The sequence below is a fragment of the Serratia sp. MYb239 genome (genome assembly GCF_002966855.1).
Taxonomy (GTDB): domain Bacteria; phylum Pseudomonadota; class Gammaproteobacteria; order Enterobacterales; family Enterobacteriaceae; genus Serratia_B; species Serratia_B rhizosphaerae.
The window spans coordinates 483674-499461 of record NZ_CP023268.1; the positions used below are offsets into that span (position 1 = coordinate 483674).

General features: G+C 59.5%; 15 protein-coding genes. 4 read left to right on the forward strand and 11 right to left on the reverse strand.

Features of this window, described 5'->3' with window-relative positions; genetic code table 11:
• Positions 1-174: 174 nt before the first annotated feature.
• The 4 genes from ridA to argF all read right to left on the reverse strand — a co-directional run bounded on the left by ridA (position 175) and on the right by argF (position 3538).
• Positions 175-561 carry a 2-iminobutanoate/2-iminopropanoate deaminase gene (gene ridA, locus CLM71_RS02305; RefSeq protein WP_105229570.1) on the reverse strand — a complete coding sequence of 129 codons (387 nt, stop codon included), beginning with the start codon at positions 559-561 and terminating at the stop codon, positions 175-177.
• 145 nt (positions 562-706) lie between these two features.
• Positions 707-1171: an aspartate carbamoyltransferase regulatory subunit gene (gene pyrI, locus CLM71_RS02310; protein ID WP_105229571.1), complete on the reverse strand. Its 465-nt coding sequence runs from the start codon at positions 1169-1171 to the stop codon at positions 707-709.
• 12 nt (positions 1172-1183) lie between these two features.
• Complete coding sequence (pyrB, locus tag CLM71_RS02315; RefSeq protein WP_105229572.1) at positions 1184-2119, reverse strand: aspartate carbamoyltransferase; 936 nt, start codon at positions 2117-2119, stop codon at positions 1184-1186.
• Between the two features lie 399 nt (positions 2120-2518).
• A complete protein-coding gene (argF, locus tag CLM71_RS02320; RefSeq protein ID WP_105229573.1) occupies positions 2519-3538 on the reverse strand; it encodes an ornithine carbamoyltransferase in 1020 nt (339 codons plus the stop codon).
• A 163-nt stretch (positions 3539-3701) separates the two neighbouring features.
• Between argF and rraB the strand changes: the two genes are divergently transcribed.
• Together rraB and CLM71_RS02330 are read left to right on the forward strand one after the other, a co-directional pair.
• Entirely contained in the window at positions 3702-4124 is a 423-nt protein-coding gene (rraB, locus tag CLM71_RS02325; RefSeq protein ID WP_105229574.1) for a ribonuclease E inhibitor RraB, read from the forward strand.
• A gap of 56 nt (positions 4125-4180) precedes the next feature.
• Positions 4181-4942 carry a tRNA isopentenyl-2-thiomethyl-A-37 hydroxylase MiaE gene (locus CLM71_RS02330; protein WP_105229575.1) on the forward strand — a complete coding sequence of 254 codons (762 nt, stop codon included), beginning with the start codon at positions 4181-4183 and terminating at the stop codon, positions 4940-4942.
• Here the strand turns inward: CLM71_RS02330 and CLM71_RS02335 are convergent.
• The 5 genes from CLM71_RS02335 to pepA all read right to left on the reverse strand — a co-directional run bounded on the left by CLM71_RS02335 (position 4939) and on the right by pepA (position 12508).
• Complete coding sequence (locus tag CLM71_RS02335) at positions 4939-6546, reverse strand: GMC family oxidoreductase (RefSeq protein WP_105229576.1); 1608 nt, start codon at positions 6544-6546, stop codon at positions 4939-4941. The genes CLM71_RS02330 and CLM71_RS02335 overlap by 4 nt on opposite strands.
• A 231-nt stretch (positions 6547-6777) precedes the next feature.
• Entirely contained in the window at positions 6778-7281 is a 504-nt protein-coding gene (locus CLM71_RS02340; protein WP_105229577.1) for a GNAT family N-acetyltransferase, read from the reverse strand.
• A gap of 212 nt (positions 7282-7493) precedes the next feature.
• Complete coding sequence (locus CLM71_RS02345; protein WP_105229578.1) at positions 7494-10370, reverse strand: valine--tRNA ligase; 2877 nt, start codon at positions 10368-10370, stop codon at positions 7494-7496.
• 13 nt (positions 10371-10383) lie between these two features.
• Positions 10384-10833, reverse strand: a complete 450-nt coding sequence (locus CLM71_RS02350; protein ID WP_105229579.1) for a DNA polymerase III subunit chi — start codon at positions 10831-10833, stop codon at positions 10384-10386.
• A 163-nt stretch (positions 10834-10996) separates the two neighbouring features.
• Positions 10997-12508, reverse strand: coding sequence for a leucyl aminopeptidase (pepA, locus tag CLM71_RS02355; protein WP_105229580.1), 1512 nt, complete (start codon positions 12506-12508; stop codon positions 10997-10999).
• 282 nt (positions 12509-12790) lie between these two features.
• Here pepA and lptF point away from each other — a divergent pair, with 282 nt between their 5' ends.
• Together lptF and lptG are read left to right on the forward strand one after the other, a co-directional pair.
• A complete protein-coding gene (gene lptF / locus CLM71_RS02360) occupies positions 12791-13885 on the forward strand; it encodes an LPS export ABC transporter permease LptF (RefSeq protein WP_105229581.1) in 1095 nt (364 codons plus the stop codon).
• Positions 13885-14955, forward strand: coding sequence for an LPS export ABC transporter permease LptG (gene lptG / locus CLM71_RS02365; RefSeq protein ID WP_105229582.1), 1071 nt, complete (start codon positions 13885-13887; stop codon positions 14953-14955). The genes lptF and lptG overlap by 1 nt, the downstream gene beginning before the upstream one ends.
• 88 nt (positions 14956-15043) lie before the next feature.
• Here the strand turns inward: lptG and CLM71_RS02370 are convergent, their stop codons facing one another.
• Entirely contained in the window at positions 15044-15373 is a 330-nt protein-coding gene (locus CLM71_RS02370) for a multidrug efflux SMR transporter (RefSeq protein ID WP_015670686.1), read from the reverse strand.
• An 11-nt stretch (positions 15374-15384) separates the two neighbouring features.
• Entirely contained in the window at positions 15385-15747 is a 363-nt protein-coding gene (locus CLM71_RS02375) for a multidrug efflux SMR transporter (RefSeq protein WP_105233196.1), read from the reverse strand.
• Positions 15748-15788: the final 41 nt, after the last annotated feature.

Sequence of the window (15788 nt, forward strand, 5' to 3'; positions counted from 1 at the left end):
AATGGAGTGATGCTGCCCGGCCGGACGAAAATTAATTATAGCTAGCTTTGGTAAATTTAAATTAAATTTAGTGGTAAATTGTATTACTGCTTGTTTTAAAGGAAGTAATAATTATCTTATAAAATAAAACGGCCGGCATAAGCCGACCGCTGTCAATTTAGCTTGCCGTCAGAATTAACGACGCACGGCAATCGCTTCGATTTCAATCTTCACGTCTTTTGGCAGACGCGCTACTTCCACGCAGGAGCGGGCCGGGAACGGCGCATTGTGCTCGCTGAAGAACGCCTCGTAGGTGGCGTTCACGGTGGCGAAATCGTTGAGATCTTTGACGAACACGGTGGTTTTAACGATGTCGGCGACCTTCAGGCCGGCGGCTTCGACGATCGCCTGCACGTTTTCCAGCGACTGGCGCGCCTGCGCGGCGATGTCGTCGGCTACGGCGCCGGTTTTCGGATCGACCGGGATCTGGCCGGAAGTGATGATCATGCTGCCCAGGTCAACGCCCTGCACGTAAGGACCAATGGCTGCCGGTGCGAGTTCAGTGCTGATGTTACGTGACATGTTTTCTCCTGATTTTCCCTGCGGGTTTAGGCCGCGCTGCGGCGAAAATCCGTCAGGTATCAACGTGGGTAGAGAGCTTCGGAAACCTCATTATAGGGCGTCGCCGGCAGATGAACAGCGGACGCCCGACATGAAACGCTAAATTTTATCCGGCCTGCAGCACCACCTGATGCTCAAACTCTTTTTCGCAGTAGCGGCACTGCAGGTGCACCGCGTCGGCGCGGGATTTTACGCTGAAGCTGGAAGGCACCGGCTCGCTGCGGCTGATGCAGTTGCTGTTCGGGCAGGTCAGCACGCCGTCGATATGGTCCGGCAGGCTGGGGGTCAGCTTGTGCACCACTTCATAATTGTCGATACGGTTGACCGTGGCCTTCGGCGCGTACATCGCCAGCTGGTTGGCCTGCTGTTCGGTCAGGAAGGTGTTCTCAATCTTGATCAGATCTTTATGCCCCAGCTCTTTCGAAGGCAGGTTCAGGCCGATGGTGATGCGCTGGTCGGTGGCGGTCAGTTTGAACAGGGTCAGCAACTTAAAGCCGACCTGCGCCGGAATGTGGTCGATCACCGTGCCGCATTTGATGGCTTCAACCTGCAGTTTGTTATCGTGCGTCATGACGGTTCCCCCTTAAAAGTCCAGTTCTGCGGTTAATACCAGCGCCAGCAGCGCCTGCCGGGCGAAAATGCCGTTGCCCGCCTGCTGGAAGTAGTAGGCGTGCGGCGTGTTATCGACGTCGATGGTGATTTCATCGATGCGCGGCAGCGGGTGCAGCACCTTCATATTGTCGCGCGCGCCGGCCAGATCGGCGGCGCGCAGCACGAACTGCGCCTTCACGTTGGCGTATTCCGATGGGTCGAGGCGCTCTTTCTGCACGCGCGTCATATACAGAATATCCAGCTGCGGCACCACTTCCTCAATGCTGTTGTGCAGGCTGTAGGCGATGCCTTTCTCCTCCAGCATCTTCAGAATATAGCCCGGCATCGCCAGCGCGTCCGGGGCGATGAAATAGAAGCGGTTGCCTTCGAACTTGGCCAGCGCCTGGGTCAGGGAATGCACCGTGCGGCCGTACTTCAGGTCGCCGACCATGGCGATGTTGATATTGCTCAGCCGCCCCTGCGTTTCCTGAATGGTGAACAGGTCCAGCAGCGTTTGCGTCGGGTGCTGGTTGGCGCCGTCGCCGGCGTTAAGCACCGGGATATTGCCGGAGAAGTCGGAGGCCAGGCGCGCCGCGCCCTCCTGCGGGTGGCGCATCACAATCGCGTCGACGTAGGTGCTGATGACGGAAATGGTGTCGGACAGCGTTTCGCCTTTTTTGCCGAGGGAGGTGTTGCTGCTGTCGGAAAAGCCGACCACCGAGGCGCCCAGGCGCTGAATGGCGGTTTCAAACGACAGACGGGTGCGGGTCGAGGCCTCGAAGAAACAGCTGGCGATGACCTTGTGCTTCAGCAGTTCCGGCTGCGGGTGCGCCTTCAGACTGGCGGCGGTGCGCAGCACCAGTTCCAGATCTTCACGGCTGAGATCGTTAATAGAGATGATGTTTTTGTGATACAGCGGGTTGGCCATTTTTCACTCTCCTCGACGCATGCCCGTGGCGCGGGGCGGTTAACAAACGCGGTGTTGCTCTGTCTTGCAGGCAAAAAAAAGCCCCTCAACGAGGGGCCTTTTAATAAGATCGATCCGGCAACAGGAGAAAGAACGCCAGCTGACCGCCGATTGGCAGCCGGTTTTGCGGTGCAAAAGTGATGCTGTTGTTCATGCTTTCTCCTGGCAAATTGCCGCGCATTATACCCGCGACGGACGCCGCTGCAAACGTTAAAAAGGGATTTTAGCAATCGATTGGCCGGCAGGAAAAAACGGAAAAGGGAGAGCGGGCCGCAACCCGCTCTCCCATTGCCCGTGCGTGACGCGCCCCGGCAATATGGTGTTGAGCTTAGCCTAAATCAGGCGAAAGGGATCGTTTTCTTACCCTTCACGGCTCAGGGTGGCGACCATCACCGCCTTGATGGTGTGCAGACGGTTCTCCGCCTGATCGAACACGATGCTGTGCGGCGACTCAAACACCTCGTCGGTGACCTCCATGCCGCCGTACAGGCCGTACTGCTCGGCCATCTGTTTGCCGAGCGTGGTCTGGTCGTCGTGGAACGCCGGCAGGCAGTGCAGGAACTTGACCTGCGGGTTGCCGCTCTGGCGCAGCATCGCCATATTGACCTGATAAGGTTTGAGCAGCGCGATGCGTTCCTGCCACACTTCCTTTGGTTCGCCCATCGATACCCAGACGTCGGTATACAGGAAGTCGGCGTCTTTCACCCCGACGGCGATATCTTCGGTCAGGGTAATTTTACCGCCCTGGCGTTCGGCCAGCGCCTGGCACTCCGCCACCAGTTCCGCCTGCGGCCAGCAGGCCTTGGGCGCTACCAGACGCAGATCCATACCCGTCAGCGCCGCCGCCTCCAGCAGTGTATTGCCCATGTTGTTGCGCGCATCGCCGAGGTAGGCGAACTTCACCGCCGACAGCGGTTTGCCCGGCAGGTGTTCCTGCACCGTCAGCAGGTCGGCGAGCAGCTGGGTCGGGTGGAACTCATCGGTCAGGCCGTTCCAGACCGGCACGCCGGCGTAGTGCGCCAGCGTTTCCACCAGCGGCTGGCCGTAGCCGCGGTACTGAATACCGTCATACATGCGCCCCAGCACCCGGGCGGTGTCTTTCATCGACTCTTTATGGCCGATCTGGCTGCCGCTCGGGCCGAGATAAGTGACCTGCGCGCCCTGATCGAACGCGGCGACCTCAAACGCGCAGCGGGTGCGGGTGGAGTCTTTTTCAAAGATGAGCGCAATATTTTTCCCCTGCAGACGGCGGGTTTCACGACCCTGCTTTTTTGCCTGTTTCAGATCGGCGGCCAGCTGCAGCAGCGCCTGCAGCTCTGCCGGGGTGAAATCCATCAAGCGTAAAAAATGCCGCTGGTAAAAAGGGTTTATGCTGCTCATCGCCAGGTATCCTTTATTGTCTATTTTTGAATTAAAATTCACTTTATATGTATGAATATTCAAATTCAACCCCGGGGCGGAAATCTTTCGTGATTAACGTGGCAGCGGCGCCGACGCTGTGTGAAAATAGAAGGAGTAAAAGCCATTTATTGAGGATAGAGTCATGGCAAACCGCGAATTGCTGGAAGAACAACGGGAAGAGACGCGTCTGATCATTGAAGAACTGCTGGAAGACGGCAGCGATCCGGACGCACTCTACACCATCGAGCACCATTTCTCTGCCGAAAAGTTTGAAATTCTGGAGAAGGCCGCGGTGGAAGCCTTCAAACTGGGCTACGAAGTGACCGACGCCGAAGAGCTGGAAGTGGAAGACGGCCAGGTGCTGATGTGCTGCGACGTGATCAGCGAAGTGGGCCTGAACCCGGACGTGATCGACGCGCAGGTTGAGCAACTGGTGGCGCTGGCGGAAAAATGCGGCGTTAACTACGACGGCTGGGGCACCTATTTTGAAGACCCGGACGGCGAAGACGGCGACGAAGAAGACGGCGAATTTATCGACGAAGACGACGACGGCAAGCGCCACTGATCGTTTCCCTGTTAACCACTCTGTAGGGCCGGCTCCCGCCGGCCTTTGAAGATCTTATGAATTACCCATCGTTACTTGCCCCGATTCTCTCTTTTCTGCACTGTGAAACCCCGGACGGCTGGATCGACGCCGCGCGCCGGCCGGAAAACCTGTCGCTGCTGCTGACCGACCATCTGGTGTGCGAGCTTAAGGCCGCCCAGACCGGCATGTGGCTGATCCGCCGCTACGTGGTGGACAAGGCGAGCGGCGATGCGCTGCTGGCGCTGCTGAAGCCGTATGAGACGTTTGTGCATGAAGAGCAGGGCGTGCCGGACGCGCTGTTCAACCAGAGCCAGTTCACCCGGAAACTGCTGCCGAAGCAGGGCTCCGCCTACGGCCAGGATCTGGTGGATAAAATGGTGCTGCTGATTAAAGAAGAGCTGCACCACTTTTCTCAGGTGCTGGGAATTATGCAGTCGCGCGGCATTGCCTATAAGAAGATTACCGCCAGCCGTTACGCCAAGCGGATGATCCGCGAGGTGCGCACCCACGATCCGGCGACGTTGATCGATAAACTGATCTGCGGCGCCTATATCGAGGCCCGCTCCTGTGAGCGCTTTGCCAAGCTGGCGCCGCATCTGGACGACGAGCTGCACCGTTTCTACCTGTCGCTGCTGCGTTCGGAAGCGCGCCACTATCAGGATTACCTGACGCTGGCGCAGCAGATCGCCGGCGAGGAAGATATCAGCGAGCGCGTCGCCTACTTCGGCCGTCTCGAAGCGGATCTGATCCTGTCGCCGGACAGCGAGTTCCGCTTCCACAGCGGCCTGCCGGCTTAATCCGGCGCGCCGAGGATCAGATCGACGGCCTTCTCGGCCAGCATAATGGTCGGCGCATTGGTGTTGCCGCTGGTAACCTGCGGCATCACTGAACCGTCGACCACTCTCAGCCGCTCAAAACCATGCACCCGCAGCTGCAGATCGGTGACCGAATCCGTGGCGTGCTGCCCCATGCGGCAGCTGCCCACCGGGTGATACACCGTTTTACAGAAGTTGCGCACAAACTCCTCCAGCTGCGCGTCATCGCGCTGCCAGTCCGGCTGCGGCATCAGCACCTCTTTGACTAATGGCTTCAGCGCCGCGGTCTGCAGAAAACGCAGGCCGAATTTTACCGCGCGCACGCAGCCGGCCAGGTCTTCCGGGTGGCCAAGGTAGTTGGCGTGCAGCTTGACCGCATCGGCCGGGTTGCGGCTGCGCAGCAGTACCTCGCCGCGCGCCTTCGGCTGCAGGTAGCCGACCTTCAGCGTAATGCCGTGGGTTTCGGGCAGCGGTTCGCCCGGCACATCGTCCCAGCCGTCGAGCAGCGGCAGGAAGTGCACCTGCACGTCGGGACGATCGCCGCCGCGGCTGTCGGCAAAGGCCGCGCCTTCCAGGATATTGGAGGTCAGCACGCCGCTGCGGAACGCCAGCCACTGTGCGCCGTGGCGCAGCGCCTGCAGGCCGCGGTCGGCGCCGAACAGGCTGACCGGCTGCCGGGTGCTGGCGTTGATCGACATATGCAAATGGTCGTGGAAGTTTTTGCCCACCGGCAGGTCGGCCAGCGGCGTGATGCCCAGCGATTCCAGGTGCGCGCGCGGGCCGATGCCCGACAGCATCAGCAGTTTGGGTGAGCCGACCGCGCCGGCGCTGATAATCACCTCCCGTTCGGCGAAGGCGCTCACCTCCGCGCCGCCGTTCTGGCTGTACACCACGCCGCGGGCGACGTTGTCTTCAATAATCACCCGGTGCGCCAGCGCGTTGAGTTTCACCACCAGCCGCTGCTGGTCACGCACTGCCTGCAGGTAGGTGCGCGCGGTGCTGGCGCGTTCGCCGTTGCGGGTGGTGGTCTGGTAGAAGCCGACGCCGTGCTGGCTGTCGCCGTTGAAGTCGTTGCGATAGGGCAGGTTCAGCTCCTGCCCGGCGCGGATAAACGCCATGCTGAGCGGATGGCGATAGCGGTTTTCACTGACCGGCAGCAGCCCGTCGTCGCCGTGAAATTCGCCGCACAGGCTTTCGTTGGCCTCCGCGCGTTTGAAATAAGGCAGCACATCGCGGTAGCCCCAGCCGTGGCAGCCGTACTGTTGCTCCCACGCGTCGAAGTCCTGCTGCTGGCCGCGGATATAGATCATGCCGTTGACCGAGCTGCTGCCGCCCAGCACTTTCCCCTGGGCGATCTGCATGCGCCGGTTATTGGCGTGCGGTTCCGGTTCGGTTTCATAGGGCCAGCTTTTCTTGGCGATAATCTTCGCCACCCCGGCCGGCATTTTGATAAACAGATTATTGTCGTCGCCGCCGGCTTCCAGCAGTAATACCCGCGCCTGCGTGCGGCGGATCAGCTGCGCCGCCAGCACGCAGCCGGCCGAGCCGGCGCCGACGATGATGTAATCAAAACGGTTGTCTGACATAGGCACTCCCTGTTGGCTGAACGAATCGCTGATAGCAGCGTAGTTCAGCCGGCAGGGCGGTCAAACATGCTTTCATTAATTTATTAATGAATATCACAATAAATTATGAAGAAATGATTTTTCGTGAATTTAACTGATTGAATATGGCAGGTTTCTTTCTGAAAAAATCAATAATTCTGATATTAATGGGTTCGCCGTGGGCAGGGTGTCCACGGCGGCATTGGGCGGGGGTTACAGCATCTTGAGCATGGTGACTTCGCAGTCGCCGTGGCCGGTGTGGCCCATGGCATGGTCGATATGGACAAAGCCAAGGTGCTGATACAGGCCAACGGCCTGCGTCAGGCTGGCGGTGGTTTCCAGATAGCAGCGCAGGAAGCCCTGTTCACGGGCGAAGTCCAGCGCCTGCAGCGCCAGCCGTTTTGCCAGCCCCTGTCCGCGCAGCGATGGCAGGAAATACATCTTCTGCAGTTCGCACACGTCCGCCTCGCCGCCCGGCAGCGGAGCGACGCCGCCGCCGCCGGCCACCTGGCCGTTGAGTTCCACCACCCAGTAGGCGCTGCGCGGCCGGCTGTACAGCTGATACAGCGCATCGAGATCCGGGTCGGAAACGGTGTAGCCCTTGTCCGCAGTGAGGCCGTGCTCGGCGGACACCTCGCGGATCACCTGGGCGATGGCGGCGTTATCGGCCGCCGTGATGGGGCGCACCTGCAGGCGCACGGGTGTTGCGGTTGTCATGTTTGCTCTCGCCATCCAAAAAAGATCGTCATTGTTTTTATTCCAGCAGCAAGCGCACCGGGCGTATTTCCCGGTGGAGCGTCCGTGCGGTATTGATAGTTTGTAATAACACCGATGCCGGGGCGGATGCAACGGCGAAAAAAAACAGCGGGGGTTAACCCGCTGTTCTGCGTGTGACAATCCGTAGGGCGCATGCTGCAGCGCCCGCGGGATTACAGCGCGGCGATGGTCGCCTGCTGCTCTTGCAGTTTCACCTTGCCTTCTTTGCAGGCCGCCAGACGGTCGCGCTCTTTGGCGACGACCGCTTCCGGCGCGCGTGAGACAAAGCCTTCGTTCGCCAGCTTGCCTTCAATCGCGGCAATCTCGCCGTCCAGCTTGGCCATCTCTTTCGTCAGGCGCGCGATTTCCGCGTCCTTGTCGATAAAGCCGGCCATCGGGATCAGCAGCTCGGCGCCGTCCACCAGTTTGGTGACGGAAACCGGGCCTTTCTCGCCGGCAGGCAGCAGCGCGATGGATTCCAGACGCGCCAGACGGGCGATAAAGTTCTGGTTGTCCTGCACGCGGCGCTGGGCATCGCCGTTGGCGTTGCGCAGCAGCACTTCCAGCGCTTTGCTTGGCGCGATGTTCATCTCGGCACGGATATTACGCACCGCGATGATGGTCTGCTTGATCCACTCCAGGTCCGCCAGCGCCTGCTCATCTTCCAGCGCAGTGTCGTAGGCCGGGAACGGCTGCAGCATGATGGTATCGTCGCTGATGCCCTTCAGCAGCTTGACGCGCTGCCAGATGGTTTCGGTGATAAACGGAATGATCGGGTGCGCCAGGCGCAGCAGCGCTTCCAGCACGGTGATCAGCGTGTTGCGCGTACCGCGCTGTTCCGCCTCGCTGCCGTTGTTGATAACCGGCTTGGTCAGCTCCAGATACCAGTCGCAGAACTGGTTCCAGGTGAACTCGTACAGGATGCCGGCGGCGATGTCGAAACGGTAGCTGTCCAGCGCTTCGCGGTAGGCTTTCACCGTACGGTTGAATTCCGCCAGGATCCAGCGATCCGCCAGCGACAGCTGCATCTCGCCGCCGTTGAAGCCGCAGTCGTGCTCTTCGGTGTTCATCAGCACAAAGCGGCTGGCGTTCCACAGTTTGTTACAGAAGTTGCGGTAGCCTTCCAGACGCTTCATATCCCAGTTGATATCGCGGCCGGTGGAGGCCAGCGCCGCCAGCGTAAAGCGCAGGGCATCGGTGCCGTGCGGTTCAATGCCGTTCGGGAACTGCTTCTCGGTGCGCTTGCGGATTTTCTCCGCCAGCTGCGGCTGCATCATGTTGCCGGTGCGTTTTTCCAGCAGATCTTCCAGCGAAATGCCGTCGACCATATCCAGCGGGTCAATCACGTTGCCCTTGGACTTGGACATCTTCTGCCCTTCGTCGTCGCGGATCAGGCCGGTCATGTAGACGGTGTGGAACGGCACCTGCGGCTTGCCGTTTTCATCTTTGATAAAGTGCATGGTCAGCATGATCATGCGGGCGATCCAGAAGAAGATGATGTCGAAGCCGCTGACCATCACGCTGGTCGGATGGAAGGTTTTCAGCGCGTCGGTCTGCTCCGGCCAACCCAGGGTGGAGAAGGTCCACAGGCCGGAAGAGAACCAGGTGTCCAGCACGTCTTCGTCCTGGCTGAGCACCACGTCCGCCGCCAGGTTGTTGTCGCGGCGCACTTCTTCTTCATTACGGCCGACGTACACTTTGCCGTTGGCGTCGTACCAGGCCGGAATGCGGTGACCCCACCACAGCTGACGGGAGATGCACCAGTCCTGAATGTCGCGCATCCAGCTGAAGTACATGTTTTCGTACTGCTTCGGCACGAACTGGATATCGCCTTGTTCTACCGCTTCCACCGCCACTTTCGCCAGCGGCGCGGTGCGCACGTACCATTGGTCGGTCAGCATCGGCTCGATCACCACGCCGCCGCGGTCGCCGTAAGGCACCGTCAGGTCGTGCGGTTTGATCTCGTCCAGCAGGCCGAGCTCTTCAAAGGCGGCCACCACGGCTTTACGCGCGGCGAAACGCTCCAGGCCGCGGAACTGCGCCGGGATGTCGCTGCTGTACGCGTCGCTGGCTTCACCCAGCGTATCGAACACTTCCGCTTCCTGACGGATATCGCCGTCGAAAGTCAGAATGTTGATCATCGGCAGGCCGTGGCGCTTGCCCACTTCATAGTCGTTGAAGTCGTGCGCCGGGGTGATTTTCACGCAGCCGGTGCCTTTTTCCATATCGGCGTGCTCATCGCCGACGATACGGATGCGGCGGCCCACCAGCGGCAGCACGATCTCTTTGCCGATCAGGTCTTTGTAACGCGGGTCTTCCGGGTTGACCGCCACGCCGGTGTCGCCCAGCACGGTTTCCGGGCGGGTGGTGGCGACGATCAGGTAGTCTTTACCTTCGGCGGTTTTCGCGCCGTCGGCCAGCGGGTAGCGCAGGTGCCACATGGAACCCTTGGATTCGCGGTTTTCCACTTCCAGATCGGAGATGGCGGTGCGCAGCTTCGGATCCCAGTTCACCAGGCGCTTGCCGCGGTAGATCAGGTCTTCATTGTACAGGCGGACAAACACTTCCTTCACCGCGTTGGACAGGCCGTCGTCCATGGTGAAGCGCTCGCGCTCCCAGTCTACCGAGTTGCCGAGGCGGCGCATCTGGCGGGTGATGGTGCCGCCGGATTCCGCCTTCCACTGCCAGATTTTGTCGATAAACGCGTCGCGGCCGTAGTCGTGGCGGGTTTTGCCTTCTTCCGCGGCGATTTTGCGCTCCACCACCATCTGGGTGGCGATGCCGGCGTGGTCGGTGCCCGCCTGCCACAGGGTGTTTTTACCCTGCATGCGCTGGTAGCGGATCATGGTGTCCATGATGGTCTGCTGGAAAGCGTGACCCATGTGCAGGCTGCCGGTGACGTTCGGCGGCGGGATCATGATGCAGAAGCTTTCCTGGCTGGTATCGCCATTGGGCTTGAAGTAACCTTGGCTCTCCCAGTGATCGTACAGTTTCTGTTCGATCTGGGACGGGTTGTAGGCGGTATCGAGCTGACTGTTTGTCTTTTCCATTTTATTTCGTAATTCAGTGAGTTGGCGGCGTTGCCGTGGTCAATTGGAAGCCGACGCTGCGATAGGCTTTGTATCGGTCGCGCGCCAACTGTTTTAAGGTTTCTTCATAAGGGACAAAGTCTACCACTTCATGGAAAGCGGTGGCAAAGTCCGCAAACTGCGGCAGCAGGGCGATCAGCAGATCGCGCGGGGCGTTGCCGCGCTTGCCGGGCCAGCACAGCTCCACCGGCGCGCCGTAGTGCGGCCCTTCGCCTGCCAGGTTGTGCGGTACAAACTGGTGCGGATCGCGCTGCCACAGCGCTTCATCCAGCCGGATGGCCTGTTCCTGACTTTCACAGGCGATCAGCACCCGTTTGCCGGCGCGGAAGGCGTCGGCAGCCACGGTGCAGGCCACGGCCTCGTGTGCGCTGAGCGCGCCCGCCGGGTCTGCATTGTCGAGCAAGTAAAACGTCGCCTGTTTCATCTGGGTCCACCGCTGCCGATAAAAAAACAGGGCACAACATGTCGGTTGCGCCCTTTTAGGGAACGGAGCAGATAACTCTGCTCCTTCGCTGCTGAGAGGATTATATACCCAATAGATTTCAAGTTGCAGCCAGCAAGGCGGCGGCTTGAAAGATGAAGGGTATTTAATCGTCGCCGTTTTGCCCGGCCCGGTTGAGCAGGAACTGCGACAGCAGTGCGACCGGACGGCCGGTCGCGCCTTTGGCCTTGCCGGAGCGCCAGGCGGTGCCGGCGATATCCAGGTGCGCCCAGCTGTACTTGCGGGTAAAGCGCGACAGGAAGCAGGCGGCGGTGATCGCCCCGCCCGGACGGCCGCCGATATTCGCCATATCGGCGAAGTTGGAGTCCATCTGCTCGTAGTATTCGTCGGCCATCGGCAGACGCCATGCGCGGTCGCCGGCCTGCTCGGAGGCGCCGATCAGTTCGTGCGCCAGCGGGTTGTGGTTCGACATCAGCCCGGTGATATGGTGGCCGAGCGCGATCACGCAGGCGCCGGTCAGGGTGGCGATATCAATCACCAGCTCCGGTTCGAAGCGCTCGACGTAGGTCAGGGTGTCGCACAGCACCAGACGGCCTTCGGCGTCGGTGTTCAGCACCTCCACCGTCTGGCCGGACATGGTGGTCAGCACGTCGCCCGGACGGTAGGCGCGCCCGCCCGGCATGTTTTCACAGCCGGCCAGCACGCCGATCACGTTCAGCGGCAGCTTCAGTTCCGCCACTACGCGCATCACGCCGTAGACCGTCGCCGCGCCGCACATGTCGTATTTCATCTCGTCCATGCCTTCGCCCGGCTTGAGCGAGATGCCGCCGGAGTCAAAGGTCAGGCCCTTGCCGACCAGCACGATAGGCTTGGCGTCCGGGTTAGGATTGCCTTTATATTCCATTACCGACATCAATGATTCGTTCTGCGAACCGGCGCCGACCGCCAGATAGGCGTTCATGCCCAGCTCTTTCATCTGCTGCTCGCCGATCACGCGGGTGGTGACATTGGTGCTGAAGGCGTCCGCCAGCTGGCGCGCCTGCGAGGCCAGATAGCCGGCGTTACAGATGTTCGGCGGCATATTGCCGAGATCTTTCGCCGCCTTGATGCCGGAGGAAATTGCCAGGCCGTGCTGGATGGCGCGCTCGCCGCTGGTCAGTTCACGGCGGGTCGGCACGTTGAACACCATTTTGCGCAGCGGACGGCGCGGCTCCACCTTGTTGCTTTTCAGCTGGTCGAAGGTGTACAGCGTCTCTTTGGCGGTCTCCACCGCCTGGCGCACCTTCCAGTAGGTGTTGCGGCCTTTGACGTGCAGCTCGGTCAGGAAGCAGACCGCTTCCATGGAGCCGGTGTCGTTAAGGGTATTGATGGTTTTCTGAATCACCTGCTTGTACTGGCGTTCATCCAGTTCGCGCTCTTTACCGCAGCCGATAAGCAGGATACGTTCGGAGAGGATGTTAGGCACGTGATGCAGCAGCAATGTCTGGCCGACCTTGCCTTCCAGTTCACCACGGCGCAACAGGGCGCTGATATAACCATCACTGATTTTGTCGAGTTGTTCTGCGATAGGCGACAGGCGGCGCGGTTCGAAAACGCCGACTACAATACAGGCACTGCGCTGTTTTTCCGGGCTACCGCTTTTTACACTGAACTCCATGCACTCTCCTGAATCTTAAAGACAAAGGCGGGAGGTACGGCTAGAATAACCAGCTCCGTAACGATCTCCCGCCGTTGAGTTAACTAAAGTATGTTAACCTGAACGGCGTAAATTGTTCTGTTTTGGCGACTATAGGTTTGTTCCTATAGGGCACCCAAACGGCTTGATGTTGTAATACTATTTTAGCTGTGAAGGTTGCCATATGATGAGAATAAATGGCGGATTAGCGAAGAAACTATCGATTTTCCTGCAAAAAGACAAGTTTTCACAGGCGTAATAAGCGTGATTATCATTAGATATCTGGTACGGGAAACGCTCAAGAGCCAAATCGCGATCCTGTTCATCCTGCTGCTGATCTTCTTTTGTCAGAACCTGGTCAGGGTGTTAGGGGACGCGGTGGACGGCGATGTCCCGACAAATTTAGTATTATCCCTGCTCGCACTGAGCGTGCCGAAAATGGCGCAGCTCATTCTACCGTTAAGCCTGTTTCTTGGCTTGCTGATGACGCTTGGACGGCTGTACACCGAAAGTGAAATTACGGTGATGCACGCCTGTGGCCTGGGCAAACGCACCCTGATTGTCGCCGCGATGGTGCTGGCGCTGTTCACCGCTCTCGCCGCCGCTGCCAACGTGTTCTGGATCGGCCCGTGGGCCTCCAGCCATCAGGATGAGGTGGTTGCCGAAGCCAAGGCCAACCCGAGCGTGGCCGGGCTGGCTGAAGGGCAGTTCAAGCCGTCGCAGGACGGCAATGCGGTGCTGTTTATCGGCAACGTCAAGGGCAACACCTTTAACGACGTGTTCCTGGCGCAGCTGCGGCCGAACGGCAACCAGCGCCCGTCGGTGGTGGTGGCGGAACATGGCAAGATCAACCAGTCGAAAGACGGTTCGCAGGTGGTGACGCTGGATAAAGGCACCCGCTTTGAGGGCACCGCGCTGCTGCGCGATTTCCGCATCACCGATTTCAGCGACTACAAGGCGGTGATTGGCCACCGCGCCGTCGTTGCGGACAATACCGAAGCCGAGCAGATGCCGATGAGCGCCCTGTGGCAGTCCGACGATCAGGACGCGCGCGCTGAGTTCCACTGGCGCCTGACGCTGGTGGTCTCCGTGGTGCTGATGGCGCTGCTGGTGGTGCCGCTCAGCGTGGTGAACCCGCGTCAGGGGCGTGTGCTGAGCATGCTGCCGGCTATCCTGCTGTATCTGATCTTCTTCCTGCTGCAGACCTCGCTGCGCTCCAACGCCGGTAAGGGCAAGCTGGACCCGATGCTGTGGATCTGGCTGGTGAACGCGGTGTATCTGGCGATCGCGCTGGCGCTCAACCTGTGGGATACCGTGCCGATGCGTAAGCTGCGCGGACGTCTGAGAGGAGCTGCCTGATGTTTGGCGTATTAGACCGCTATATCGGTAAAACCATCTTCAACACCATTATCATGACGCTGTTCATGCTGGTGTCGCTGTCCGGCATCATCAAGTTTGTCGACCAGCTGCGCAAGGTGGGGCAAGGGGAGTATTCGGCGCTGGGCGCGGGGGTGTATACCCTGCTGAGCGTGCCGAAGGATATTGAAACCTTCTTCCCGATGGCGGCGCTGCTGGGCGCGCTGCTGGGGCTGGGGCAGTTGGCGACGCGCAGTGAACTGGTGGTGATGCAGGCTTCCGGCTTTACGCGGCTGCAAATTGCCGGTTCGGTGATGAAAACCGCCATCCCGCTGATGCTGCTGACCATGGCGATCGGCGAATGGGTGGCGCCGCAGGGCGAGCAGATGGCGCGCAACTACCGCGCGCAGCAGATGTACGGCGGTTCGCTGCTGTCCACCAAGAGCGGCCTGTGGGCGAAAGACGGCAACGACTTTATCTATATCGAGCGGGTCTCCGGCAAGAACGAGCTGTCCGGCGTCAATATCTACCACTTTAACGACCAGCGCCGGCTGGAAACGGTGCGCTATGCCGCAACCGCCAGCTTTGAAGACGGCGTGTGGAAACTGTCGCAGGTGGATACATCGGATCTGACCAACGAGAAGCAGGTCACCGGCACCCAGATGCTGAATGGGGAGTGGAAGACCAACCTGACGCCGGATAAGCTGGGCGTGGTGGCGCTGGACCCGGATTCGCTCTCCATCAGCGGTCTGCACAACTATGCCAATTACCTGAAGCAGAGCGGCCAGGAAGCCAGCCGTTATCAGCTGAACATGTGGAGCAAAATCTTCTCGCCGCTGTCGGTGGCGGTGATGATGCTGATGGCGCTGTCGTTTATCTTCGGCCCGTTGCGCAGCGTGCCGATGGGGGTGCGCGTGGTGACCGGCATCAGTTGCGGCTTCCTGTTCTACGTGCTGGACCAGATCTTCGGCCCGCTCAGCCTGGTGTATAGCATGCCGCCGGTGCTGGGGGCGCTGTTGCCGAGCCTGCTGTTCTTGTCGGTCAGCGTGTATATGCTGCTCAAGCGCAAGTAACGCGCGTTTGATAGCAAAAAGGGTCGAAGCTTGCTTCGACCCTTTTTTGATCCCGGCGGCCGGAAGGCCGTTTTGTGGTGAGAAAACGCTACATCTGCGAGAAGGTGTTCATGATGATGCCGCCGCCGATGATCAGCGCCATGGCGAAGATGGCCGGCAGGTCGGGTTTTTGCTTATACAGCAGCATGGATACCGCGGTCACGCCGACGATGCCAAAGCCGCACCACAGCGAATAGGCCACCCCTACCGGCATATAGCCCATCGCCCGGGTCAGTGCGAAATAACACAGGCAGTACGCACAGATCACCAGCAGAGAGGGGCCGAATTTCTTAAAGCTGTTGGTTTTTTTAATCATCGAGGTGCCGGTGATTTCGGCGCCGATAGACAATGCCAGCCACAGAAAGCCAATATTAAACATGTGCCGCTCCCTTACTCTGACTCTGCCGAGCCCATTTTAGAAAACAGGTTCATAATCACGATGCCGCTGGCGATAATCGCCATGCTGATCATCGCCGGAATATCGGGATGCTGACCGTAAAACACCATGCCCAGCGTCGACACCAGCAAAATACCGGTGCCCGACCAGGTGGCGTAGGCCAGACCGACGGGGATGTACTTCACCGCGTTCGACAGGGCGTAATAACAGGCGCAATACAGCACGACGATAAGGCCCAGCAGCAGGGTTTTGGTGGTGCCCTCGCTGTTATCGAACATCTTTAACGTTGAGGTGGCTGAGGTCTCGGACGCTATCACCAACAACATCCAGAGCCAGGACTTCGCTTTCGATGACATACTCTGTTTCTCCTGATAAATGATAATTTCCATAACGTTGG

Coding starts and splice junctions, on each gene's coding strand:
- ridA (WP_105229570.1), bottom strand. CDS start 561: ATGTCACGTAACATCAGCACTGAACTCGCACCGGCAGCCATTGGTCCT.
- pyrI (WP_105229571.1), bottom strand. CDS start 1,171: ATGACGCACGATAACAAACTGCAGGTTGAAGCCATCAAATGCGGCACG.
- pyrB (WP_105229572.1), bottom strand. CDS start 2,119: ATGGCCAACCCGCTGTATCACAAAAACATCATCTCTATTAACGATCTC.
- argF (WP_105229573.1), bottom strand. CDS start 3,538: ATGAGCAGCATAAACCCTTTTTACCAGCGGCATTTTTTACGCTTGATG.
- rraB (WP_105229574.1), top strand. CDS start 3,702: ATGGCAAACCGCGAATTGCTGGAAGAACAACGGGAAGAGACGCGTCTG.
- CLM71_RS02330 (WP_105229575.1), top strand. CDS start 4,181: ATGAATTACCCATCGTTACTTGCCCCGATTCTCTCTTTTCTGCACTGT.
- CLM71_RS02335 (WP_105229576.1), bottom strand. CDS start 6,546: ATGTCAGACAACCGTTTTGATTACATCATCGTCGGCGCCGGCTCGGCC.
- CLM71_RS02340 (WP_105229577.1), bottom strand. CDS start 7,281: ATGACAACCGCAACACCCGTGCGCCTGCAGGTGCGCCCCATCACGGCG.
- CLM71_RS02345 (WP_105229578.1), bottom strand. CDS start 10,370: ATGGAAAAGACAAACAGTCAGCTCGATACCGCCTACAACCCGTCCCAG.
- CLM71_RS02350 (WP_105229579.1), bottom strand. CDS start 10,833: ATGAAACAGGCGACGTTTTACTTGCTCGACAATGCAGACCCGGCGGGC.
- pepA (WP_105229580.1), bottom strand. CDS start 12,508: ATGGAGTTCAGTGTAAAAAGCGGTAGCCCGGAAAAACAGCGCAGTGCC.
- lptG (WP_105229582.1), top strand. CDS start 13,885: ATGTTTGGCGTATTAGACCGCTATATCGGTAAAACCATCTTCAACACC.
- CLM71_RS02370 (WP_015670686.1), bottom strand. CDS start 15,373: ATGTTTAATATTGGCTTTCTGTGGCTGGCATTGTCTATCGGCGCCGAA.
- CLM71_RS02375 (WP_105233196.1), bottom strand. CDS start 15,747: ATGTCATCGAAAGCGAAGTCCTGGCTCTGGATGTTGTTGGTGATAGCG.